The following is a 23,739-nucleotide window of genomic DNA, read 5'->3' on the forward strand; positions in this document are numbered from 1 at the left end:
GTGCCTGTGCCTGTGCCTGTGCCTGTGCCTGTGCCTGTGCCTGTGCCTGTGCCTGTGCCTGTGCCTGTGCCTGTGCCTGTGCCTGTGCCTGTGCCTGTGCCTGTGCCTGTGCCTGTGCCTGTGCCTGCTGCGCCATGGTCTATGCAGCGGCTGCAGCCTCTTCGGACAAGGCCGCGTTCTGCTGCGTGGCGTGTTCCATCTGGTTGATCGCCTGATTCACCTGTTCGATGCCGGTACTCTGCTCGTGCGAAGAGGACGAAATCTCGCTCATGATTTCAGTGACGCGTCCCGCCCATTGAACGATTTCGTGAATGGTACCGCCCGCATCGGCCACTTACCCGCAGCCTGCTTTCACGCGCGTCACTGATTCGCCGATCAGCACGGAGATTTCACGTGTGGCCGTTGCGGTTCGCTGCGCGAGGGAGCGGACTTCGCCGGCAACCTCGGCGAAGCAGCGCCCCTCCTCGCCCGCCCGCGCCGCTTCGACTGCGGCATTCAGGGCAAGGATGCTGGTCTGCAAGGCGCCTCCCTCGATCACGCTAACAATCTCCGCCACCTTGGCAGAGCTATCCGATATCTGTTGCATGGTTTATACCACGCGTTACACCTCTTCTCCGCCACGGCAGGCAACATCGCGCGGATCTCGACAGTTCGCTCGCCTCGCGTGCGCTGTCTACGTTCTGGCGCACAGTCACAGTGAGCTGCTCCATGCTCGAGGCGGTTTGCTCGAGGGAGGCGGCCTGCTCTTCAGTTCGCTGCGAAAAGATCGGTGTTGCCCGCTGCAAACTGCTGCGTCGCGCTCGAAATCGACTTGCTCGCCTGCTTGACGCCACCGACGATCTGCCCCAACTGCGCAATCGCGGTGTTCACGGCATCGGCGAGCACACCGATCTCGTCCTGCCGCACGATGTCAAGATGCACACTCTGATCGCCTCACGCGAGGGCACCAGTGCCTTCCACGACATGGTGGAGCGGACGGAATATCGAACGTGTCACCATCGCCGCCAGCACGCAGGCCACGATGATGGCGATCAGTGCGCAAATCCACAGCACGCCGCACGCCGCACGCCGCAGCATAGGCCTCGCTCGTTTCCCTGCCCGATGCATCCATCAGCTCCTGCACGTAATCGAGAAACTCGCCCTGCTGCACGACGAGGCGACCGCGCAATGGCACGGCATGTGACAACGTTAGGCGAGCGCCGGGGCTGTCGTGCCCGCGGAGTTGTCCATACGCGGGCGCCATCGCCACCTCATACGCGTCATGGACGTTCGAAACGCGGCTGAAAACGGCACGGCCCGCATCCGCGTTGACGCGCCGCGCAATCGCCTATAGCGCGCGTTGTTCTCGTTGATCACCGCTTCGGCATGTTCGTCCCCAGCGACCCGCTTCTGGGAAGTCTGCGCCTCCAGCGACTGATAGACTAATTCGTTCGCGCGGAACGTGTCCGCAATGATTTGATTGCTGATCTTCAGTTTATCTAAGCGCACGCCCATGATCGTCCATTCTCATACGCGGCGAACACGGCCCGCTCGTGGACACGACGCTGCTCTTCGTCATCTCGTTCGCGGGACTCGCGATCATCACGTTCCCGTACGTTGTGCCTGGGCAGCTGACCATAGCCGCCGCTGCCTCGGACAGCACCACGCTTACGTTTATGCTGTTCGGCATCGGTATCGTGTTTCAGGTCATGATCGGGTACAACCTCTATCAATATCATCTCTTCCGAGGCACGGTTGTACCGGTCAAGCACTGACACTATCGCCTACACTCCCGATAGATAGTATCGGTCAGGCGACAGTTCACGACAACGCGCTGCATTCCTAGAATGAGGTGGAGAATTTTAGCTCCACCTCATTTTTTTAGACGATCTTCACGGGAGGGTGCGTGTCCCGCAATGGAGATCGAGATATCCGAATATACATAGCGATAAAATAAAAATTCAAACTCAAGAATTTAATCTTGTTCCGAATTCGGGATTGCCTAGAATCAAGCGTGACGCGCAGGATATCAATCCGCGAACCTGTGCGGTCCCGCTATGGCATTGTCCCGGTTTTTCGCAGCGTGCGTAGAAAACCCAATGGAGTTTCCCATGACGAAACTACGTGATGTGCCCGGCGTCCATCCCTACACCGGCCCCGCCGGCGGCTGGGGTGCGCTCAAAGCAACCGCGCAGGCGATTCACGATCAAATGGAAAGCATCGAGGCGCCCGTTACGCTGATGCGGACCAATCAACCCGACGGCTTCGATTGCCCCGGTTGTGCGTGGCCGGACAAGGAACACCGGTCCACGTTCCAGTTCTGCGAGAACGGTGCAAAGGCGGTGACTTGGGAAGCCACCACGAAGCGGGTCACACCGGAATTCTTCGCTGCGAACACAGTCAGCTCGCTGCTGCAGAAAACGGACTATGAGCTCGAAGACATGGGGCGGCTCACACATCCGCTGGTTTACGACCGCGCCACCGACAAGTTTCAACCCGTCGACTGGGAAGACGCGTTCGCGCGCATCGGTGAGATCCTGCGCTCGCTCTCTCCGGACCAGGTCGAGTTCTATACGTCTGGGCGCGCCTCCAACGAGGCGGCGTTTCTGTATCAACTATTCGCACGCGAGTACGGAACGAACAATTTCCCCGATTGCTCGAACATGTGCCACGAGCCGACCAGTGTTGGTCTGCCGCAATCGATCGGGATCGGCAAAGGCACTGTCTCGCTCGAAGATTTCGATTCTACCGAACTCATTCTTTCCATCGGTCACAACCCGGGCACGAACCATCCACGCATGATGGGCACGTTGCACGAAGCTTCGCGGCGAAACGTGCCGATCATCGTCTTCAATCCGCTGCGCGAGCGCGCGCTCGAACGCTTTGCCGATCCGCAAAGCATGATTGAAATGGCGACGTTCGGCTCGACCCGCATCGCGTCCACCTACTTTCAGCTGGACGCCGGCGGCGACGCGGCCGCGCTCAAGGGCGTCATGAAAGCGCTGCTGCAGATGGAGTCGGAGCAAGGGGGCATACTCGACCAGGCATTCATTGCTCAACACACCGAAGGCTTCGACGCTTTCGCGGCGGATCTCGAGGCCACCTCGTGGGAAGACATCGAGAAAGCCAGTGGCCTCACACGGCCGGACCTCGAGCATGTGGCGATCGCCTACGCCAACTCGAACGCGACGATCGTCACGTACGGCATGGGCATCACGCAGCACAATAAAGGCACCGCCAACGTACGCTTGATCGCCGATCTGCTGTTGCTACGCGGCAATTTCGGCAAGCCCGGCGCCGGCATCTGTCCGCTGCGCGGCCACTCGAATGTGCAAGGCAACCGCACGGTGGGCATCACCGAAAAGCCGTCGAAAGCGTTTCTCGGGCTGATCGAGAAGGCCTGCGGATTCACGCCGCCCGAAGCGCACGGTCACGACGCGGTACAAGCCATCCAAGCCATGATCGACGGCAAGGCCAAGGCGCTGCTCTGTCTGGGAGGCAATTTCGCCGTTGCGCTACCCGACTCCGAACAGTCGTTTCCTGCGATGGCTGCACTCGACCTGGGCGTGCACATCGGCACGAAGCTCAATCGAACGCATCTGCTCGTTTCGAAGGAAACCTATCTATTCCCGTGCCTCGGCCGCACGGAACTCGACATGCAGGGTACAGGGCGTCAATCCATCACGGTGGAAGATTCGATGTCCATGGTTCATGCATCGGCCGGCAAGCTCACGCCCGCTTCCGAACAGTTGCGCTCCGAACCCGCGATTGTTGCCGGCATGGCGCGCGCCACGCTGCCCGCCACCAAAGTGGCGTGGATGGACCTGATCGCCGACTACGACAAGATTCGCGATCTGATCGAGCAGACCGTACCCGGCTTCGAGGACTTCAACCGGCGCATTCGTGTACCGGGCGGATTCCGGCTGCCGCTTCCGCCGACCGAGCGGCAGTGGCACACGCCATCGGGCAAGGCCGAGTTCTCCGTCTATGGCGGCGTGAAAGAAGACGCCGACGTGCTGGGTGCGGAAAACGTGCTGCGGCTCATCACGATCCGCAGTCATGACCAGTACAACACGACGATCTACGCGATGGACGACCGCTACCGCGGCGTGTTCGGCCGGCGCGACGTGCTCTTCATGAACGTGGACGACATGGCCGCGTACGGCATCGAACACGGCGATCTTGTCGACATCGAAACGGTCACATCGGGCCGCAAGCTGCGGCTCAAGAACATCACGGCCATTGTGTACAGCATCGCACGCGGTTCCGTGGCGGCCTATTACCCGGAAGCCAACGTACTTGTCCCGCTGGACTATATCGACAAGGAAAGCGGAACGCCTTCGTACAAGTCGGTGCCCGTGCATGTCGTGCGCGCGGCGGGAAACTAGTCTCATGTAATTCCGGTAGTCCGGCCGGGTGCCCGGCTTCCCCCGGCCGGCCTGTCTTTGGCAGGCAAATGCAGTCGTCACCAGGAGCTCAGAAGAATCATGGACATCTTCGACGCATTTCATCTCGCCAGGCTGCAGTTCGCATTCACCGTCTCGTTTCACATCGTCTTTCCGGCGATCAGCATAGGCATGGCAAGCTTTCTCGCCGTGCTCGAATGGCGCCTCCTCCTCACGGGCGATGCGGCCTATAAAGACATGTACCGCTTCTGGTCGAAGATTTTCGCGGTGGGGTTCGGCATGGGCGTGGTCTCGGGCGTCGTGATGGCTTACGAGTTCGGGACGAACTGGAGCGGATTCTCGACGATTGCGGGCAATATCACGGGGCCACTGCTGACCTATGAAGTCCTGACCGCATTCTTTCTCGAGGCGGGTTTTCTCGGCGTCATGCTGTTCGGCTGGAATCGCGTGAGTCCGAAAGCGCATTTTTTCGCCACGCTCATGGTCGCGATCGGCACGCTCATTTCGACATTCTGGATTCTCTCGTCGAACAGCTTCATGCAAACGCCGCAAGGCTACGCGATTCAAAATGGCCGGATCGTGCCGGTGGACTGGTGGAAGGTGATCTTCAATCCTTCATTCCCTTTCCGTCTGGCGCATATGACCATGGCAGCCTTTATCGTCGCGGGCTTTATCGTGGCCGCCTGCGGCGCGTGGCATTTGCTTCAGGGGCGGCGCGACGTGCCGGTGAAGCGCAGTTTCTCGATGGCGCTGTGGATATTGCTCTTTCTCGCACCCATTCAGATCCTGGTCGGCGACGCGCACGGTCTCAATACCCGGGAGTATCAGCCGGCGAAGATCGCCGCAATTGAAGGGCTGTGGGAAACCGAGCACGGAGGCACCGCGCTCAATTTAATCGGCTTTCCCGACATGAGCGCGGAAGTGACGCGTTACGCGATCCGCATCCCGCATCTCGGCAGCCTGATTCTCACCCACAGCTGGAACGGCGAAATTCGCGGGCTCAAGGAGTTTCCCCCGGAGGATCGCCCGTTTTCGCCAATTATCTTCTGGACGTTCCGCATCATGGCCGGACTCGGCATGCTGATGTTGCTTACCGCCGTGGTCGCACTTGTGCTTCGTCGCGGCGGGCGCCTCTATGAAGCGCGCTGGTTCCAGTGGTTCGTATTGTGCATGGGCCCATCCGGAATTCTGGCACTGCTGGCGGGCTGGATTACGACCGAAGTGGGCAGGCAGCCGTGGACCGTGTACGGCATCGTGCGTACCGTCGACTCCATGTCGCCCATCGGCGCCCAGCAGGCGGGTGTTTCGCTGCTGATCTTCGTGATTGTCTATTTTCTCGTGTTCGGAACGGGCGTCTATTACATGCTCAAGATGATGAAAAAGGGTCCGGCCACCGGGGTGGAAAGCATCGAATCGCTCAAGTATCCGGGACTGCACAATCGCGCACTCGACGCTGTGGTGGGGGAATGACGCCATGCAAATCGATCTTCCTGTGATCTGGGCAATCATCATTGGACTCGGCGTTTTCATCTACGTGATGCTCGACGGCTTCGATCTGGGCATCGGGCTGCTGTTTCCGTTCTTCGAAGGGAAAGCCGAACGCGAGGTGATGCTCAATACCGTCGCGCCGGTATGGGACGGCAACGAAACATTCCTCGTGCTCGGTGGCGCCGGTCTCTATGGCGCATTCCCGGTCGTCTACTCAACGCTGCTGCCCGCCAACTACATGCCGCTGATTCTCATGGTGGTCGGCCTGATTTTCCGTGGCGCGGCGTTCGAGTTGCGCGCAAAAGCTACACGCACGCAACATGCATGGGATCTCGCGTTCATCGGCGGTTCGGCGCTCGCGGCAATGTGTCAGGGTATCACGCTCGGATCGCTGTTGCAGGGGATCAAGATCGTCGACGACAAGTTCGCGGGCGACCCGTTCGACTGGTTCTCTCCGTTTAGCGTCTTCTGCGGTTTCGGCGTGTTGCTCACGTATGCGACGCTCGGCTGCGGCTGGCTGATCCTGAAGACCGACGGCGAGCTTCAGCGCAAGATGCGCGTGGTGATGCGCCCGCTGCTCGCGGTTCTGCTCCTCGCGATTGCCATCGTCAGCCTCTGGACGGTGCTAGGCCTGCCCGCCGTGAGACAGCGATGGTTTTTCAGCGGCAATCTCGGCTGGTTCCTGCCAGTTCCGATTCTGGTTGTGCTGTGCGTCGCGGGCATCTACCGCGCGCTTAACCGCAGCCACGAATCGACGCCCTTCCTGCTATCCCTGGCAATCTGCTTCCTCGGTTACACCGGTATTATTATCAGCATCTGGCCGTACATCATTCCGCCATCACTCACGATCTGGGACGCGTCGTCGAGCCAGTCGAGCCAGCTGTTTGCCCTGGTCGGCACGATCATCGTGTTGCCGATCATTCTCGTTTACAACGCGATGCAATATCGGGTGTTCCGCGGCAAGGTGCGCGAAGGAGACCACGGTTATCACTGAAACAGATGATTCTTCGCGGCGCGCGCAAGCTGCGAACAACTACAGCGCGCGCAAGCGAGGAAACCTGAATTGATCGCGCATGCCTTAAGGCCAGGCGAACGTATTTCCATATTCCAGATAATAAAAGTCCATCATGATCGTCCGGCCCCGAGAAAACTGGTTCCGGTTGCTGTTCGTCTGGAACGGCTCGGTTCTTTCATCCATCATCCCACAACTGTGCTTCATGGCGGTGGTGAGTACCCTAGCGGTCTTCACGCACGGGCGCGTATTTGGAGAAAAGATCCCGCTCAACACCGCGCCCTTCACCCTGTTCGGCGTCGCACTGGCTATATTCCTCGCGTTTCGAAACAATGCGAGTTATGAGCGCTTCAACGAAGCGCGGCATCTCTGGGGTGTTTTTCTAATCGCATCACGCACGCTCACTTCGCAGATGCTTTGCTACATTCCAGAGCGCGCAGACACCTTGCGCATCGCCCAGCTGATTGTCGGATTCATTTACGCCCTCAAGCACGAACTGCGCGGCACCGATCCCACGATGGATTTTCAGCGGCTCCTCGGTCGCGAGCAGGCCGAGATCGTAGGCAGCCAGATCTATCAACCAATGTACATTCTCAACGAAATACGGCGCGAGCTCTCGCTCCCGAAGCATCGTCTTCATACGCCCGACACGAAGCTGTGGATGCTGGACGCACAGATCGACGAACTGGGCAAGGCATTGGGCGGCTGCGAACGTATCGCCGCAACGCCGATTCCGTTTGCCTATAACGTGTTGTTGCATCGAACCGTCTATGCCTACTGCGTTTTGCTGCCGTTCGGGCTCGTGGATTCCACGGAGTTTTTTACGCCGCTGCTGTGCGTTTTCATTGCCTATACGCTGATAGCGCTCGAAGCGATTGCGAGTGAAGTCGCCGATCCGTTCAGCGTCGCGCCCAATGCGCTCGCACTCGACGCGATGTCGCGCAATATTGAACGCTCCGTTCTGGAGCTATGTGGTCGTCCAGTTCCCGCCCCGGTTGCTCCCGTTCGCCCGTATCAGCTTACCTGAGTGGACACGCGAACTCATTTGAGCCGATCTCCCCGCAACTGTACCGGTTCGATCATGCGTCAACTGTGCCTCGAGCGGCGCTTGCCCCACCACTATGCTGTTGCCATGTCGTCGCCCCTTGTTCGTTGCGGCCCTGATCCAAATCGTGAACGCCATCGCTAAACCTGTCACTTCTGACATCGCAAACCGCACAACCGTGCTCGGTGGGCGGGCACGCCCACTGAAGGATTTGCGCCTATCCGTGATAGATCAATGCAATTTTCGCTGCACCTATAGCATGCCACGCGAGGAATTCGGCGCGAACTACCGCTTTTTACGCGCGTCGGAACGCCTTTCCTTCGAGCAAATGGTCAAGCTCTCGCGTGCCTTCGTTACGCTCGGCGTAAAGAAGATTCGCATTACAGGCGGCGAGCCGCTGCTTCGTCCCGGCCTCGAATCACTCATAGAACGCCTCGCGGGCCTGACGACCTTGAACGGAAAGCCGCTCGACATCGCACTGACGACCAATGGATCGTTGCTTGGCGCCCGCGCCAGGGCATTACGCGAGGCGGGGGTGTCCAGCGTGACCGTGAGCCTGGACGCAATCGACGACGCCGTGTTTCGCCGCATGAGCGACACCGACCTGCCCGTAGCCCGAATTCTCGACGGCATCGAGCGCGCACAGGGCGTAGGTCTCGCGCCGGTGAAAGTGAAGGCAGTGATCGAGCGCGGCGCCAACGACAACCAGATTCTGCCATTGGTACGTCACTTCAAAGGCTCAGATATCGCCGTACGATTCATCGAGTTCATGGATGTGGGGGGCGCTTCAGCCTGGTCGAAATCCACGGTCCTTTGCGCCCGTGAAATGCGTGCAGTTGTCGAAAGTGAATTTCCGCTCGTTGCACTCTGCGCAGGGGCGGATTCGACTTCCGTGAATTATCGGCATGCAGATGGCGAGGGCGAAGTGGGCTTCATTGCGAGCGTGTCAGAACCGTTCTGCGGCGAATGCTCACGTGCGCGCGTATCCGCTGACGGGCAGCTCTTTACGTGTCTCTTCGCCACCAGCGGCGCAAGTCTCAAGCCGTGGCTGGACGACACCATTGCCGACAAGCAGCTGGTGGAAGTCATCCAGTCGCGCTGGAACGCACGTGACGATCAATATTCGGAACTGAACTTGGACCGCAGACGCAGTGGGGGCGGCAAAAATTATCCGACCGTCCGCATGTCGCTCGTTGGCGGTTGAACGTTTGGCACCTCAATTCCCGCTCCTTCGAGGACCGCTCATTATGTCACCCCATCGGCCACCCGACACGCGGTCCGCAGGCGAAGCACTGTCACCGGCCAACGCAAGATAGCCTGAATGGCGGCATCGCGGCAGGCTTCGAGGTGCGCGTGCAGGCAGAAGCGATCGATGTCTTCGCTGAAATCTCGCCGATCATGAGAAATCCGGACATTGGCGCGCTCGTGGATTTTATCGGTCTCGTCCGCAACAACGGCGATACCGATGATGTAGTCGCGCTCAATCTCGAACACTACCGGCATGACCGAGCATTCGCTTTGGGGCATCGTGGAAGAAACTTGCGCACGATGGGCTTTGAACGCCGTAAAAATCCTCCATCGAAGCGGACGTATCGCGCTGGGTCAGCCTGTCGTGCTAGTCGTCGTGGCTGCGGCGCACCGCGCAGCCGCCTTCGAGGCATGCGACTTCATCATGGATTTTCTAAAAGCGCATGCTCCGTTCTGGAAAAAAGAGATCAGGCCTGACCGAACCGCGCAATGGGTCGAAGCAAAGCACGCCGATGAGCAGGCAATGGTGCGCTAGGGCTGAAAGGCCTGTTCCTCCCGCCAGTCATGTCATCGACGAACAGATAAAGATGAAGCTGACTATCAAATACTTCGCGAGCATTCGCGAAACACTAGCTGTCGCTCAGGAAATCGTGGAAGTCGATGCCGGGCAGATCACGATTCATGGCCTGCGCGAGCGCCTCATTGCACGCGGCCCACGCGTGGCCGACGTGCTCGATTTTTCAAGAGCGGTGCGGGTCGCCGTGAATCACGAAATGGTCGGCGACACTTTCGTCCTGCGCCAGGATAGCGAGGTTGCGTTTTTCCCCCCGGTCACTGGTGGGTAGAGCCTGTCATGCAGCCGATATTTGATATCGGCCACCCCGCCTTTCATCACGTGCCCGCGCAGCGGTAACATCCGCCACGGATCGCGCCGCTGCGTGCGATTCCCGTTGTAATGATAACGCCCCCTCGATCCCCAAAGTTCCCCGCTTTGGGGAGCTTTTTGATAGCCCCGTCACTTCTCCAGCGCCGAGGCGAGGACAGTCCAGTCGGCGTTGACCGGCGGCGTTCCACGCGTAAAAGGACGATAGATCCGGTCGCCGCGCAGAATATCCGCCCCCGTTAGCGCGCACATACCGCGCCTTCTGGCAATGCACAGCCGCCATGGCTGCTCCGCATATCGCCCGTTCGTCGGATCGCTCCACGAGACGGAAATCAGGTTTTCCGACCAGTTTTCGACAAACGCCAGACGCGCGCGCAGCGCAGGCATTGACTGCTTGCTGAACGTAACCGATGCAGGGCGGTGGCCCTCATTGTCCGAGCCCGTGCGCAATACTGAACCGCCATCGAGGAGATTGAGCGTGTACTGCCATGCGTCCCCGGCGCTGGATTGTTGCATCTCGTGTCGCTCCTTTAATCGGGTTTGACATAGTGACAAGGCATACGATATTACAATTATATTTATTCTTTAAAACCCAATCACACTTTTCGCGATGCTAACATTCATCGCGCGCAAAATATTTGCGACGTTCCGATATTAAGTATTGGCGATTATTCACACTGGATTTTCGCGCAGCGACCGTCTACGCTGAAAGGATTCAGATCCGGGGTTTATCTACCATGGACAACAATCTTATCATCGCTGTTTTCGAAAATTCCGCTATTGCCGAGAAAGCGTGTGAGGATTTCAAGGACTATGCAGAGAAAGGCCAGGGGTTCACGATCCACAGCGGCGTGGTGGTGGAAAAGAGCCCTGACGGAAAGCTGTCCGTTCTTGAGCAGCAAACGCGGTCTTTCTGGGGCACGACGATCGGCGCGGTGACGGGGACGCTCATCGGCCTGCTCGGTGGGCCGGTCGGCTCGATTATTGGCTTTGCTGTGGGGGCGAGCGCCGGGTTGACGGGCCATGCGCTACGTGTGCTGTTTGACGATGAGCTGGTGAATGCGATTTCGGCGAAGCTAACGCCAGGTCGCGCGGCAGTCGTACTCGAAGCGGACGAACCCTCGCCCTTTTTCGTGGACAATGTCGTCACCGGTTACGGTGGCAGTGTTCACAGAAAAGCGTATCCGGAATGACTGCTTTCTCGAGTCATTGCATTTCTTTTTGATTTGTCATGTGAGCCAGATCGTCAAGAGGCGCTGCGAAGCGTACGACGCGGAACCGATCGTCACCGGCCTGAACAACGCCCAATACCTGCTCTCTGGTCGCTTATCGGATTCGTAATCGTCCCACTATGGCATGACGTGCCGGGCATGGTGCCCACACAGACGCACAGCAATAGCGTTCACACATGGAGAGTCGCATGCGAACAAGTGCGCGTAATCATTTCGTCGGTCAGGTCATCGATATCAAATCCGGCCCGATGGACGACGAAGTCATCCTGCGGACACTGGATGAACTGGACGTCGTCGCGATCATCACGCGTGGAAGCGCGCGGTCGCTCGGTCTCGCCAAAGGCGTTAACGCGTTCGCTCTGGTCAAGGCATCATCCGTTATCGTGCTGGTCGACTACGAGAGCGGAAAGGTATCGGCCCGCAACTATATTTCGGGGAAAATCGCTTCGATTACCAAAGGGGCTGTCAGCTCCGAGATACAGATCGCCGTCCCGAGCGGTGCGTCCGTCGTCGCGATTGTGACCAACGAGAGTGTTGAGCGTCTTGGACTTTCCATTGGCAAGAGCGCCAGCGCGATTTTCAAAGCATCCAGCGTCATTGTCGGCGTCGAATGAGGTAGAAAAATGAACGAGGGCCGTATAGTGCAATGTATCGGCGCCGTTATCGACGTGGAGTTCCCCGGCGGGAGCGTACCGAATATCTACGATGCGCTGGTCGTCGAGGGCACCGAGCTGACACTCGAGGTGGAACAGCAACTCGGCGACGGCGTCGTGCGCACCATATCCCTTGGCTCGTCCGACGGCTTGAGACGCGGGATGGTCGTCAGGAACCTGAGGCATCCCATTTCGGTCCCCGTGGGCACTGCAACGCTTGGCCGCATCATGGACGTGCTGGGCCGGCCGATCGACGAAGCAGGCCCCATCGTCTCAGAGCACGTTCGCTCGATTCATCAGAAGGCGCCTCCATTCGAAGACCTTTCGCCGTCTACGGAACTTCTGGAAACAGGAATCAAGGTCATCGACCTAGTTTGCCCTTTTGCGAAGGGCGGCAAAGTCGGACTGTTCGGTGGCGCGGGAGTCGGAAAGACCGTCAACATGATGGAACTCATCAACAATATCGCGAAGGAGCACGGGGGGTATTCGGTTTTCGCCGGCGTCGGAGAACGCACCCGTGAAGGAAACGACTTCTATCATGAGATGAAGGAGTCGAACGTTCTGGACAAAGTGACTCTGGTATATGGCCAGATGAACGAACCACCCGGCAACCGGCTGCGCGTTGCGCTAACGGGCCTCACTATCGCCGAGTACTTTCGCGACCAAGGCCTCGACATATTGTTCTTCATTGACAACATATACCGGTTCACGCTCGCAGGCACCGAAGTATCCGCACTGCTCGGCCGCATGCCATCCGCCGTCGGCTACCAGCCGACGCTGGCCGAAGAGATGGGGAAATTGCAGGAGCGCATCACTTCCACCCGGAAAGGTTCAATTACCTCGGTGCAGGCCGTGTATGTTCCGGCAGATGATTTGACCGATCCCTCCCCTGCCACGACATTCGGCCACCTCGACGCTACCGTGGTTCTGTCGCGGGACATCGCTTCGTTGGGAATTTATCCGGCAGTCGATCCGCTCGACTCCACGTCGCGTCAGATCGATCCCAACGTGATCGGCGAAGCGCATTATTCGGTAGCACGTGGCGTCCAGCAGACATTGCAGCGCTACAAGGAGCTGCGCGACATCATTGCGATTCTCGGGATGGACGAGCTCGCACCGGAAGACAAGCTGATCGTCACTCGCGCGCGCAAGGTCCAGCGATTTCTTTCCCAACCATTCCACGTCGCCGAGGTTTTTACGGGCGTACCGGGTAAATACGTGCCATTAAAGGAAACGATCCGGGGATTCCAGATGATCATTGACGGCAAATGCGACAGCCTCCCCGAACAGGCTTTCTATATGGTCGGAGGCATCGACGACGTTTTCGCCAAGGCGAAACAGATCCAGTAGCGGCCCGGGAGCGTAACGATGTCAACTGTTCTGTGCGTTCTCTACCCGGATCCCGTGACGGGATACCCACCAGAATACGTGCGTGACGAGATTCCGGAAATCACGGTCTACGCAAATGGCCAGAGCGCGCCCACGCCCAGGGGCCCGCTCGGGTTCAAGCCCGGCCAACTGGTCGGATGCGTGTCTGGCGAGCTTGGACTTCGCAGCTATCTGGAGAGTCTCGGCCACGAATTGATCGTGACGAGCGACAAGGATGGTCCGGACTCCACATTCGAAAGGTATCTTCCGGAGGCCGAGGTCGTCATCTCTCAGCCATTCTGGCCGGCCTACCTGACCGAAGAGCGGATCGCCGGGGCGAAAAAACTCAAGCTCGCCCTGACGGCCGGTATCGGTTCAGATCACGTGGACCTTCGCGCCGCGGTGCAAGCCGGGATTACCGTGGCGGAAGTCACGGGTTCGAACTGCGTGAGCGTCGCGGAGCAGGTCGTCATGCTGATCCTCCTGCTGGTGCGCAACTATTTGCCCTCGCACACTTTCTCGGAGGCTGGCGGCTGGAACATTGCGGACTGTGTTGAGCGGGCCTACGATATTGAGGGAATGCGCTTCGGCGCGATAGGCGCGGGCAGGATCGGTCTCGCCGTTCTACAAAGACTGAAGCCGTTCGGGCTCTCCCTGCACTATACGCAACGACATCGCCTTGCCCCGGAAATAGAAGACGATCTGGGGCTGAGCTTCCATGCCGACGCCGAATCGCTTGTCCGTTCTGTCGACATCGTGAACCTGCAGTTGCCACTCTATCCGTCGACCGAAGGCTTCTTTAACGATGCCCTGTTTGCAAAAATGAAACGTGGCGCATATCTCATCAATACCGCTCGCGGGAAGTTAGTCGAGCGCGATGCAGTCATACGCGCGTTACAGTCCAGGCAGATCGCCGGCTACGCAGGAGACGTCTGGTTCCCCCAGCCCGCGCCGCTCGACCATCCGTGGCGGACCATGCCCTTTAACGGCATGACGCCCCACGTTTCGGGCACCACGCTCTCGGCACAGGCAAGGTATGCAGCCGGGACGCTCGAGATTTTGCAGAGCTACTTCGCGAGCGCTCCAATCCGGGAGGAGTATCTCATCGTCGACGGCGGCAATCTCGCAGGTACCGGTAGCGCGTCGTATCAGCTAACCTGACGCCCCATTGACCCGGCGGCTTGCAGTGGACGACTCCCAGCTCGGCGGGAAGCGCCGCCACTGTGGCCGCCACTGGATTCAGGCTATGCCTGTTCGATCGGCGTATGCGTTTCGAAGGCGAGTTCTGCTCGAAGACTATCCAGATCACGACCTGCCGTCGCGACCGCGAGGCGCCTGCTGTTTCTCCAATAGGTCGCGGTACATGCATGGGCACCGGGATCCCCTTCGATATCGACACGATCCCATCCTTCTGCGTGCCCCACGTAGTTGATCGCCACGTCGTAATGCTGGGTCCAGAAAAATGGCACCGCTGCAAAGTGCTGGCGCTGCCCCAGCATGTTCCTCGCGGCCACCACGCCCTGGCGCTCCGCCACGACCCAATGCTCCACACGAATGCGCTCGCCCGTTCCCGGGTCTGGCCAGCGCGCAATATCGCCCGCGACATACACGTCTGGGGCACTCGCCTGTAGGTACTCGTTGACGAGCACTCCCCGATCCATGTCGAGCCCCGCTTCCTGCGCCAGTGCCACCTCGGGGTCAACGCCGATGCCTGTCAGGATCACGTCTGCAACCAGTGCTCTGCCTGTGGTGAGCGTCACACGGTCCGATTCGATTTGGGTGACCTCGGCAACATGAAAGGTCACGCCATGCGACTCGTGCAGCGCTCTGAGCATGTCGCCGAGCGGCCGCACCCAGGACGCGTTCCATCGGATGCGCACCACGCATCACGACGTCTACCGCCACTCCTCGTGCGCGCAAGGCAGCCGCGGCCTCGAGTCCGATGAATCCTGCACCCACCACGACGCACCGTCTCGCAGTCCCGATTTGCGCAATCAACGCGTCGCAATCGGAGAGCGTTCTCAGCACTGCAACGTGAGGCAGGTCCGCGCCTGGAACGGACATACGTCTGGGCCGTGCGCCTGTCGCAAGGAGTAACGCACCGTAGCGTTCGCGCCTTCCGTCGGAAAGCGTTATGTCCTTGTTTCGCGGATCCAGTCGTACGACGCGATGACCGCATCGAACATCAATACGATGCTTCGAGTAAAACTCAGGCGAGCGCAAAGGCAGCCATGAGGGACTCGCCGTCCCGGCAAGATAGTCTTTTGACAGGTTGGGCCGATCATAAGGCTGTGAAGTGTCGGCAATCCACATGGTCACGGGGCCTTCGTACCCTTCCCTGCGAAGCGTCTCGGCTGCCGCATTGCCGGCTGCGCCGCCGCCCACGATCGCGATCGATTTCGGGGGCTGCGCGATTGTCAATTTCGGAGGCTGCGCCGCCGGCAGCAGGTCGCGCACGAATACGTGTCCATCGTTCTGCTCCACACGCCAGTGTTTGAGATTGTCGAGAGCGGGCGGCCGCGTCACCCGTCCATCCCGCAGGCAAAACGCAGCATGGTGCCACGGACATCGAATCGTGTCGCCGACCAGCAGGCCTTCTGCGAGAGGGGCGCCATAGTGCGTGCAGGTGGCTGCGACGGCAAACAGTTCGCCGCCCCTGCGCGCGAGCAACACGGGTTCGCCCCGAACGGTTCCTGTCACGACGCCGCCTTCGACAATCTCCTCAAGCGCCACGCCTTGCGTGAGGTCGCCACAGGAAGGCGGGGACGAGCTATTAGCCATTGCGTCGCTCCTTGCTGATGCCACACGTGTGAGGTCACACATTACACCGACGCACGCTCGTCTGCACATGCTGCGCCATCGGGCGACGCAGCGATAAATCACTGAAGCCCAGACGCGATGATCCCCTCGCTGTGACATCGGTTGACGACGCCGAAGCTGATTGCGTGGGATAACGACCTTGAGAGCCCCGCGGCATATTGGTGTGGTTAGCTTCAGAACGCTACATGAGTCACTTCGTTCCTTTAACTTCCGATCGCGCTGACCCACTGATTTAGCCAATAGTAAGTATTGGCCAATTTTATAAAAAATCGACGTATTTTTCCCGTTTCACTCGTGACCCGCGTCGTTATAATTAATTGGGCCAGCAGCCCTTGCGCGTCTCGGTCGTTACTATTTTTAATTCTCTCCCTTGTTTTCCCACCCCGTACCCTGAGGAGCATTCATGTCTACGCTGATCGCGATTACCTATCAAGATGAGGCGGCCGCAGAAAGAGCGTTGCAAGAGCTTCAGTCACTACAGAGCGAGTACCTTCTCGAATTGAAGAATGCCGTCGTCGTAGAGCGAACTGCCGACGGTAAGGTCAAGTTGCATCAGACAGTTAGCGCGACAGCTGAAGGCGCTCTCCGAGGGGCATTTTGGGGAACACTGATTGGCTGGCTTTTTCTCGACCCGCTCTTGGGCGCTGCGGTAGGCTCAGCATCGGGGGCCCTGGCGGGAAAGCTGAGTGAATATGGTGTGAAGAACGATTTTGTGAAGTCACTGGCACAAAAGATTCCGCCTGGCGCTGCGGCAGTATTCGCGCTCCTGAGGGACGTGACGCTTGATAAAGTGGAAGCGGATCTCGCGAAGCTCGGGGGAACGGTGCTCTACACCAATCTTTCCATCGACGATGAACTGAAGCTCGTTGAGGCACTGTCCAAGGCAAAAGATTCTACGAACAGCTAACCCCTTGGGTCTGGTGGAGGCTCCCGTTCTTGAGAGAATGGAGCCATGAACAAGTCGAGCACGTTTTCTCGTAACGCTTCGCGACGACTGTAAGACCTGTCAACTCGCCATGATTGATGCGGTCAGGCAGGACCACCAGATCTCTCCTCGTCCACCAGCGCAACAGCCATATCTGCGCTAATGAAAAGACGGACTTTCTCACCTTCGACGCCCGCCACGAGCCCCATGTCAATGTAGTGATGGTGCTTCTTGTGCTTACCGAAGCCATTGCTATTTGCCAGCTTAATGCGATTTCCCTCGACGCGATCGACCGTACCGATAAACACGCCATCGGCACCGACAACCTCCATACTTTCTCTTACATTTTCATTTCCGCTCATCGTAGCCTCCACTTGTGTCTGGTGCACTGACTCACCTTTCCGATACCCAGTCCGCCCTTTTCGCAAGCAGCCCAGCCGCGTCCGAACATGTCCTCTCGTACACCCATTTTCGGCAATCTTTGCCCGAATGTCTGGAGGACCTTCACGAACGCCGCAGCTCAGGCGCCGCTGCGTGCTCCTCTAGCTCGGTCACCTGTGCCTTCAGGTCTTTGAATGTCTCCAGGATTGACCTCGACGACGGCACGCGGCGACGGCGATCAAGGCCTGCTTCGTGAAGGCGCGACCGATTACTGAGCCCCTCCTACCGCAGGTCACGCGTATGAGCGATGAATGCTATTTCATTGCATTCAGACTACCACGGCCAAAAGCACGTGGATACGCCCGTATCGTTTGCGAGGGCATAACGCCGATGCAATGTATCGGTGCGCAGTTAAATCGTCCCGACCAGGCAGACTGACAGGTCAACACTACACCGACAGAGGCAGGTTTGCACGTGCTGCACCGTCGGGCGATGCGACGCACGCATGGCGCAGCTTTCCCTAACGGCTGTCCGTGCCCGGCGTCTTGCGAAATTCGCCAGGCGCCGTGCCGTACCAGCGTTTGAACGCTTGTGGAAAGCTCGATAAATCAATAAACCCCAGACGTTCCGCGATTTCGCCGCGCGAAAGCCTGCCGTCGCTCAGGAGCTATTGCGCCATTGCACCGCGCGATTCGGCAAGGAGTGCCCTGAACGTTGTGCCCTCGTTCAGCAAGCGGCGTTTAAGCGTTCGTTAACTCATTTTGATCAATTGGGCGACATCCTCCAGCTTCGAGGGCATCGTGCCGAGATTGGCGTTCAGATAATGCTGAATCAGTTTCGCGGTGCCGAGCCGCGTGCGCCGCTCCTCCATCAGGCGGCAGCACATCTGCTCGCACATCGAAAATGTGGCCGGATCCGCGTGCGGCAGCTTACGCGACAGGAAAGCGCGTTCGAATGCAAGGCTGTTCACGCTGGCCGATCCAGTCGGCTCCGCGCCGAACACCGACTGAATGATCGAAGGCAGTCCGCCGGTGGGCTGCGACCAGCGCCCACGCGTCGTCAAACGGGCGAGCAGATCGTTGACTCCGATTTCCTGGAGCAGGACCGCCGCGGCCGCTATATAGCGCTGCAAAAGGAAATCTTTCACGCTTGCGTCGAGATCGGGTTAGCTAAAAATCAGGACTACAAATTTATTTTTGACGTGGTACGCGATTGACGTAAACGCCGGCGTGAGCGGCAGATAGCGCAACGCGAGCGCGTCTGCGGCCGTGGCACTCGCGATCAGCCCAATCCCCACATCCCGTAAGTCGCGAAGTGATGCCGCGCGCCGTGGGACCTCGACTACGCCTCTGAAAGCGAATTGAAACTCGCCAAGCAAGCCAACGCTCGCAGCAGCATTGCTGCGTTCTCGCACCTGCCGTAAGCACTTCCGCGACACGTCAGGGTCCGCCGCCTCGAAGTCCCGCTTCACGCGCCCGCGGCGGCCTGTGCAGGCGGCTTGCGCCGGCGCTCCCGGCATTGGGCGATCCAGCTTCCATAACAGTTCAGGGCTGGCCAGGGCCCCAACTGTTATCTACGCTCTTTACCCGGCGCTCGTGCATCCAAACTGTACTCTACTCAGTGAAGGCGATTTGTGCGTTCCACGCATGAGTTCCCCCTCTTACTCTTGTTCCATCGCCACGTCGCCCCTTCTGGATGCGACGCAAGCATTGGAGTTAAGGAAATGAGAGGAATCGTATGTCAACGCCACTTACGGAAGGACGCACCGCGAATATCCCCGGCCACGGCAGGGAACGCAATGTGAATCTGCTGGAGGCCATGCGGATTTACGTCAGAGTTGTAGAAAGAGGCAGCATCTCGGGCGCGGCAAGAGATCTGGACATCGGCCAGCCGGCCGTCAGCGAGCGCATCGAGCGGCTCGAAAAGTACCTTGGATGCCGCCTGCTGCTGCGCAACGCGCGCGCCTTCAAGTGCACGCCTGAGGGAATCATCTTCCACGAACGCAGCAAGGCTGTTCTAGGCGCTGTGGAGCAAGCCGTGGCCGAAGTCTCGAACGACGAACAGGCAATGAAGGGCGCGATCCGTATTGCAGCACCGCATTGCTTCGGCGAAACCCTTCTGCCGGAGGGCGTCAAGCGTATCCGTGAAAGCTTTCCGCGCATCGACATCGAACTCGTGCTCAACGACAAGGTCACCGATCTTGTCACCGAGGGCGTCGATATCTCGTTTCGTCTGGGGCAGCTGGGCGACGGTGCGTACATCGCGTGGCCGCTTGGGGACATCGAACGCGTGCTCGTTGCTTAGCCAGATTATCTGAGCCGCAGCGACGCGATCGACGACCTGGAGGATCTCTCGCGACACAATCTGATCCGCGTGAAGGGTGCTTTCGATGCGGACCTGCTACCCCTCTGCCGGGACGGCGAGCTCATCGATACCGTGCCGGTTCAGACGATCATCAAGACGACGCATTGGCGTCCGATGTATGAACTCGTTCTGGCTGGACTCGGGCTCGGTGTGCTCGAAGCGCCGGCCGTGAAGGATGCCCTCGCGACCGGCGAACTGGTGCGGGTGCTTCCCCAGTACGAAGTGCCCGCGCTTGCCCTGAACCTGCTTATCCAGCCGCAGCGTCCAATTGCCCTGCGGGTCCGTAAAGTCGTCGATACGCTCAGGAGCTACATTTCGGAGGCGTTAAGCCAATAGTTAATATCGGAATAATGCTCAATGACGCGAGCATCCCGATTGACTATCTTGAAGAGTCCCGGATGATGATCACAGGAGGGGGCATGACTCAGAAACTGATCGTGGCAACGTTTGGCAATCTGGATGTCGCTCAAAGAGCTTCGCGTGATCTGCACAATTTCGAAAAGGACGATGACTTCAAGATTGAAAGCGGCGTGATGGTCGAAAAGACTGCGGACGGCAAGCTGCACGTGCTGACGCAATACAGCGAGCCGCACTGGGGCGTCGTGATCGGCGCAGTAAGCGGTGCGCTGATCGGTCTGCTGGGTGGACCGCCCGGCGCAATCGCGGGCGCTGTCGCAGGCGCGGGTGTCGGGCTCGCGGGTCGGGCGGTGGAGCACGTTCTGGACAAGAAACTAACGGGCGCGATTGAACTCGAACTCCGTCCGGGGACCTTCGCGCTCATTCTCGAAACCAGGAATCCGCCCGACAATGAAGTGGAGGACGTCGTGCGCGGTTATGGCGGCAAAGTCTTCACACAATCGCTATCGTGGTAAGGCGTTGCGTTGCAGCCTGATTCGCACGCAGCGCGGTTTCACCATCCCGGGAAAGGGTCGACCGATATGTCTGCCAACATGAACACCACTGAGAACTACCGTCGTTTCCAGATTGCCTCGAGCCTCGCGCCGCTCCCGAACAACCGGGCCGTGGCGCACGTCACGGTCACTACGACAGACGCCGCCCGCATCGCCGATCTGGGAACCGACCGCTTCGTACATGTCTCGCGTTGGGTCGAGTCGCCAACGCCGGACCAGCTTCGGGTCATCGTAGACGAGTGCAAGGTCGCAATCGATCACTACGCCGACAATGTCGACGACAGCTGATGCGGCGCGGTACGGCCACGGTGCATGCGTGGTTCGACCGCGCTAGCGGGTTCCCTCAGTGCGCATCGAGATCGCGGACGATCTGCTGCGCTTCCTGCGAGGTTTCGAGTCTGAAGAACCAGCGCTCCGCGTGCTCGCGAACGGCAACCCATGAGCGATCCTGATGGTCGTTCTTTATGCGGTCGATGAACTTGAAGCCCCGCTCGAGGCCATCCCGATTGGCCTCCGTCTCCGTCAACCATTCCGGCTGGACGGTGTCAGGGCTACAGGTCGCAAACAAACGGCCGTCGCGACGAATCTCCACGTGCGCGATCCAGCCACCGCGCTCGTTGTTGCGGGATCGTGTCGTTATCACAAACCCGTTGTACGTCACATTCTCGGTTGGGACCATCCGGAGTCTCCGTGATTACGCAGGCTGCTGATCGTCAATCCGCCGGCGCGGCCGGCCGTCCGGTCGTCGAGGTTCTCATCTCCTGCACTGCGCGATGAATTGCTTCCGTTAGCGTATTGTTAACTTCAATGAGGCTGCGCATTTCGTCCTGCAGTTTCAGGAGTGCCTCGGCGTCCTTGTAGGTTTGCAATGCCTGCTTGTCGGATGCGGCTGCTGCCACCTTCTGGCCGACCATGATTACCGAAAGCAGGACGAGCTGCAAAAAGGTCTGGGCGATCCACGCAACGAGCGCTGAAACGCCGCTTTGGATAGCAGAGGGTAAGCTCACAAGTGCGATCGCCGCAAAGACATAAGCGCACCACATTGTCCCCACCACGTTGGTAATGGCGACCGCAATCTTGCCGTTCAGCCCCACATGTTCGTGCGTGGTCAGGTGCGGCCCGGCTTTTTTGCGCGCATCCACGCGCGCGCTCGCCTCGTTATCGAATTTCATCACTGAACCCTGTTGGAAAGCACTACCGGACCGGTGGCAGACTCGAGCCCACCGGCAATGAGCCAAGTTCGGCAACTACACGAAAGACCCTTCTCACCACGGCAAAATCGCGCGTCACGGCACGGCGTGGACAGATATCGCCCGGCACGCTGACGAAACCAAAATCAAGACCGGACAGCGAAAGGATGTCGAGGATCGCACTATCGTTCCCCTCAGTCATATTGAGCAATAACACGAACATTCCATGCTCCGCATAGAGCGATAGCTCGTAAGCGAGCGGAGTGGAAACGGGAAGCACGCGTAGCACGACGAGCCCATCCTGTTCATTGAAGAGTTCAACCAGCCGCTCGATCGTGATCAGGTCGGGACCGAACACAGGATTGAGCGGCGCTCTCTTCGCTCCGACGCCACCGACGTATCCTCCGATAATGCCGTTCATGACGTTCCCCTCAGACACGCTGCGACGATCCAAGCTTCCGAATCGCGCCGCCCGCATTACTCCCGGGCCGAACGGCGCCTCATGCATTTCGTGTGACCAATGCAATGCATTTATCGCCACATTCGGGAAATCGTACATCGAAATTCACCACGCGAAATTGCCGGATTCCTCTCCTGAACCTGATACCTGATATCGTGAATTGGCTCGGTCATGAATTCGCCGATATAAAGTATCGGATGGCGAGATGTTCACATCCGCTGAATCCGACAATAGAATTCAATCGTCAAATTGTCCCTTTTTGGTTTCGCCGCGATTTCACCCGACCCCGGGCGCGGTCTTCCGGATAGTCCACGGTGTATTGAAAGGCAGCTTCTCGCCGTACTGAAACAGTGTGATTCAACGTATTGACCGTCTGGATATCACACTGGCGGATATCACGCATCGTTATTCAGGAGTCGTCCGATGAAGAGGGAAGGTCCCGAGCCGCAAGCCGTGATGTGTTCCGTCAGCGCCTTCGCGAACTTTATTGCGGCGACGATCGACCTGCGCTTCGAGCTGCCCGCACACCTGCCCGACAACCGCGGCGACGCCACCACGGTCGTGAATAGCGACTCCGGCTCTCGCACCTGGAACGCGTGCGCCATGATCGGCAACACGACAGCCCGCTCGACACGCAAGCGGCGCTATGAACGCCGGTGCGTATAAGACATCCCGTTATGCACAACCTTCATCGCGAACTAGCGCCGATATCAAGCGTCGCCTGGAAGCAAATCGAGGCAGAGGTCGCCCGCTCGTTCAAGCGCTCGGTCGCCGGCCGCCGCGTCGTCGACGTAAAGGAGCCGGCAGGCGCCACGTTAGCTGCCGTGGGTACCGGCCATCAGCGTGCGATCGCCGCGTTGCTGCCGGGCGTCGACGCGAAGTTGCGCGAAGCGCGATCGGTCGTACAACTTGTCGCTACCTTCGAACTGCAGCGCGAAGACGTCGACGATGTCGAACGCGGCGCGGGAGACGCTAACTGGCAACCTGCGAAAGACGCGGCAAAGGCACTCGCTTTCGCGGAGGATCGTGCCGTCTTCGACGGCTACGCAGCCGCCGGGATCGTGGGCGTGCGCCCCGCATCATCCCATGCCCAGGTCACGCTGCCGAACGACGTGAGCGACTATCCCACTGCTATCAGCAATGCACTGGAAGCCCTGCGCCTTGCCGGCGTCGACGGTCCCTACTCCGTGCTACTCGGTGCCGATGCCTATACCGCACTCACCGAAGCGCGCGATCAGGGCTACCCGTGTTGATTTGCAGTAGAAACTGACCCACTTTTTGCATCTAAAACTGACCCACCCTCGTGGCGCAGAATCATCACTCCTGCGCGCCAACTTCTTCGTCTTTTACTGTCTTAGGTGAGGTTTTGCGGGA

Annotated in this window: 23 protein-coding genes and 6 pseudogenes; 19 read left to right on the forward strand and 10 right to left on the reverse strand. The window is 59.0% G+C overall.

Annotated elements, in window-relative coordinates; genetic code table 11:
* Positions 1-139: 139 nt before the first annotated feature.
* Both G3N97_RS40190 and G3N97_RS40195 read right to left on the reverse strand, forming a co-directional pair.
* Positions 140-586 (reverse strand): annotated as a pseudogene (locus tag G3N97_RS40190) (methyl-accepting chemotaxis protein).
* A 161-nt stretch (positions 587-747) separates the two neighbouring features.
* Positions 748-921, reverse strand: coding sequence for a methyl-accepting chemotaxis protein (locus G3N97_RS40195; protein ID WP_205995204.1), 174 nt, complete (start codon positions 919-921; stop codon positions 748-750).
* A 28-nt stretch (positions 922-949) separates the two neighbouring features.
* Here G3N97_RS40195 and G3N97_RS22645 point away from each other — a divergent pair, with 28 nt between their 5' ends.
* Positions 950-1,183: a hypothetical protein gene (locus G3N97_RS22645; protein WP_205995205.1), complete on the forward strand. Its 234-nt coding sequence runs from the start codon at positions 950-952 to the stop codon at positions 1,181-1,183.
* Between the two features lie 5 nt (positions 1,184-1,188).
* Here G3N97_RS22645 and G3N97_RS22650 read toward each other — a convergent pair whose 3' ends face one another.
* The gene (locus tag G3N97_RS22650) at positions 1,189-1,494 is read right to left on the reverse strand and encodes a hypothetical protein (RefSeq protein ID WP_205995206.1); all 306 of its coding nucleotides are present in this window, start codon (positions 1,492-1,494) and stop codon (positions 1,189-1,191) included.
* A 5-nt stretch (positions 1,495-1,499) separates the two neighbouring features.
* Here G3N97_RS22650 and G3N97_RS22655 point away from each other — a divergent pair.
* The 8 genes and pseudogenes from G3N97_RS22655 to moaD all read left to right on the forward strand — a co-directional run.
* A pseudogene (locus G3N97_RS22655) lies at positions 1,500-1,754 on the forward strand (cytochrome d ubiquinol oxidase subunit II); the annotation flags it as partial.
* 336 nt (positions 1,755-2,090) lie between these two features.
* On the forward strand, positions 2,091-4,367 hold the full coding sequence (locus G3N97_RS22660; protein WP_205995227.1) for an FdhF/YdeP family oxidoreductase: 2,277 nt from the start codon (positions 2,091-2,093) through the stop codon (positions 4,365-4,367).
* 99 nt (positions 4,368-4,466) lie between these two features.
* Positions 4,467-5,855: a cytochrome ubiquinol oxidase subunit I gene (locus tag G3N97_RS22665; protein WP_205995207.1), complete on the forward strand. Its 1,389-nt coding sequence runs from the start codon at positions 4,467-4,469 to the stop codon at positions 5,853-5,855.
* Positions 5,856-5,859: 4 nt separating this feature from the next.
* A complete protein-coding gene (cydB, locus tag G3N97_RS22670; RefSeq protein WP_205995208.1) occupies positions 5,860-6,867 on the forward strand; it encodes a cytochrome d ubiquinol oxidase subunit II in 1,008 nt (335 codons plus the stop codon).
* 133 nt (positions 6,868-7,000) lie between these two features.
* Positions 7,001-7,912 (forward strand): bestrophin family ion channel, encoded by a 912-nt coding sequence (locus G3N97_RS22675; protein WP_205995209.1) that lies wholly within the window; start codon positions 7,001-7,003, stop codon positions 7,910-7,912.
* A gap of 154 nt (positions 7,913-8,066) precedes the next feature.
* On the forward strand, positions 8,067-9,134 hold the full coding sequence (moaA, locus tag G3N97_RS22680) for a GTP 3',8-cyclase MoaA (RefSeq protein WP_346778108.1): 1,068 nt from the start codon (positions 8,067-8,069) through the stop codon (positions 9,132-9,134).
* Between the two features lie 125 nt (positions 9,135-9,259).
* Positions 9,260-9,713 (forward strand): annotated as a pseudogene (locus G3N97_RS22685) (molybdenum cofactor biosynthesis protein MoaE); the annotation flags it as partial.
* Positions 9,714-9,765: 52 nt separating this feature from the next.
* Positions 9,766-10,023 (forward strand): molybdopterin converting factor subunit 1, encoded by a 258-nt coding sequence (gene moaD / locus G3N97_RS22690; RefSeq protein WP_205995228.1) that lies wholly within the window; start codon positions 9,766-9,768, stop codon positions 10,021-10,023.
* A gap of 170 nt (positions 10,024-10,193) precedes the next feature.
* Here the strand turns inward: moaD and G3N97_RS22695 are convergent, their stop codons facing one another.
* Positions 10,194-10,577 carry a DUF3331 domain-containing protein gene (locus G3N97_RS22695; protein ID WP_205995211.1) on the reverse strand — a complete coding sequence of 128 codons (384 nt, stop codon included), beginning with the start codon at positions 10,575-10,577 and terminating at the stop codon, positions 10,194-10,196.
* A 221-nt stretch (positions 10,578-10,798) separates the two neighbouring features.
* Between G3N97_RS22695 and G3N97_RS22700 the strand changes: the two genes are divergently transcribed.
* The 4 genes from G3N97_RS22700 to G3N97_RS22715 all read left to right on the forward strand — a co-directional run bounded on the left by G3N97_RS22700 (position 10,799) and on the right by G3N97_RS22715 (position 14,475).
* Complete coding sequence (locus G3N97_RS22700; protein ID WP_205995212.1) at positions 10,799-11,254, forward strand: DUF1269 domain-containing protein; 456 nt, start codon at positions 10,799-10,801, stop codon at positions 11,252-11,254.
* A gap of 227 nt (positions 11,255-11,481) precedes the next feature.
* Entirely contained in the window at positions 11,482-11,907 is a 426-nt protein-coding gene (locus G3N97_RS22705) for a TOBE domain-containing protein (protein ID WP_205995213.1), read from the forward strand.
* Between the two features lie 9 nt (positions 11,908-11,916).
* The gene (gene atpD, locus G3N97_RS22710) at positions 11,917-13,296 is read left to right on the forward strand and encodes a F0F1 ATP synthase subunit beta (RefSeq protein ID WP_205995214.1); all 1,380 of its coding nucleotides are present in this window, start codon (positions 11,917-11,919) and stop codon (positions 13,294-13,296) included.
* 18 nt (positions 13,297-13,314) lie between these two features.
* The gene (locus G3N97_RS22715; protein ID WP_205995215.1) at positions 13,315-14,475 is read left to right on the forward strand and encodes an NAD-dependent formate dehydrogenase; all 1,161 of its coding nucleotides are present in this window, start codon (positions 13,315-13,317) and stop codon (positions 14,473-14,475) included.
* 83 nt (positions 14,476-14,558) lie between these two features.
* On the opposite strand, the pseudogene G3N97_RS22720 reads toward G3N97_RS22715, so the two are convergent.
* Positions 14,559-16,095 (reverse strand): annotated as a pseudogene (locus G3N97_RS22720) (FAD-dependent oxidoreductase).
* 442 nt (positions 16,096-16,537) lie between these two features.
* Between G3N97_RS22720 and G3N97_RS22725 the strand changes: the two are divergent.
* Positions 16,538-17,041 (forward strand): DUF1269 domain-containing protein, encoded by a 504-nt coding sequence (locus tag G3N97_RS22725; protein WP_205995216.1) that lies wholly within the window; start codon positions 16,538-16,540, stop codon positions 17,039-17,041.
* Positions 17,042-17,163: 122 nt separating this feature from the next.
* Here G3N97_RS22725 and G3N97_RS22730 read toward each other — a convergent pair whose 3' ends face one another.
* Positions 17,164-17,421 (reverse strand): DUF2171 domain-containing protein, encoded by a 258-nt coding sequence (locus G3N97_RS22730; RefSeq protein ID WP_205995217.1) that lies wholly within the window; start codon positions 17,419-17,421, stop codon positions 17,164-17,166.
* Between the two features lie 770 nt (positions 17,422-18,191).
* Positions 18,192-18,587: a hypothetical protein gene (locus tag G3N97_RS22740; protein ID WP_205995218.1), complete on the reverse strand. Its 396-nt coding sequence runs from the start codon at positions 18,585-18,587 to the stop codon at positions 18,192-18,194.
* A gap of 671 nt (positions 18,588-19,258) precedes the next feature.
* Here G3N97_RS22740 and G3N97_RS22745 point away from each other — a divergent pair.
* The 3 genes and pseudogenes from G3N97_RS22745 (at position 19,259) to G3N97_RS22755 (ending at position 21,003) form a co-directional block, all read left to right on the forward strand.
* A pseudogene (locus G3N97_RS22745) lies at positions 19,259-20,140 on the forward strand (LysR family transcriptional regulator).
* 14 nt (positions 20,141-20,154) lie between these two features.
* Positions 20,155-20,676, forward strand: coding sequence for a DUF1269 domain-containing protein (locus G3N97_RS22750; RefSeq protein ID WP_205995219.1), 522 nt, complete (start codon positions 20,155-20,157; stop codon positions 20,674-20,676).
* A 78-nt stretch (positions 20,677-20,754) separates the two neighbouring features.
* Positions 20,755-21,003, forward strand: coding sequence for a hypothetical protein (locus G3N97_RS22755; protein ID WP_205995220.1), 249 nt, complete (start codon positions 20,755-20,757; stop codon positions 21,001-21,003).
* A gap of 55 nt (positions 21,004-21,058) precedes the next feature.
* On the opposite strand, the gene G3N97_RS22760 is transcribed toward G3N97_RS22755, so the two are convergent.
* From G3N97_RS22760 to G3N97_RS22770, 3 genes are read right to left on the reverse strand one after another with little or no spacing between them, the layout of a single operon-like run.
* Positions 21,059-21,394, reverse strand: coding sequence for a DUF6566 family protein (locus tag G3N97_RS22760; protein ID WP_205995221.1), 336 nt, complete (start codon positions 21,392-21,394; stop codon positions 21,059-21,061).
* Between the two features lie 34 nt (positions 21,395-21,428).
* Positions 21,429-21,887 (reverse strand): hypothetical protein, encoded by a 459-nt coding sequence (locus G3N97_RS22765; protein ID WP_205995222.1) that lies wholly within the window; start codon positions 21,885-21,887, stop codon positions 21,429-21,431.
* Positions 21,888-21,909: 22 nt separating this feature from the next.
* Positions 21,910-22,326, reverse strand: a complete 417-nt coding sequence (locus G3N97_RS22770) for a hypothetical protein (RefSeq protein WP_205995223.1) — start codon at positions 22,324-22,326, stop codon at positions 21,910-21,912.
* Positions 22,327-22,788: 462 nt separating this feature from the next.
* On the opposite strand from G3N97_RS22770, the gene G3N97_RS22775 reads away from it, so the two are divergent.
* Both G3N97_RS22775 and G3N97_RS22780 read left to right on the forward strand, forming a co-directional pair.
* Positions 22,789-23,031, forward strand: coding sequence for a hypothetical protein (locus G3N97_RS22775; RefSeq protein ID WP_205995224.1), 243 nt, complete (start codon positions 22,789-22,791; stop codon positions 23,029-23,031).
* An 11-nt stretch (positions 23,032-23,042) separates the two neighbouring features.
* Positions 23,043-23,612, forward strand: a pseudogene (locus G3N97_RS22780) (family 1 encapsulin nanocompartment shell protein); the annotation flags it as partial.
* Between the last annotated feature and the right edge of the window lie 127 nt (positions 23,613-23,739).

Origin of the sequence: Paraburkholderia sp. Ac-20347 (assembly GCF_017104805.1) — a bacterium.
GTDB lineage: Bacteria > Pseudomonadota > Gammaproteobacteria > Burkholderiales > Burkholderiaceae > Paraburkholderia > Paraburkholderia tropica.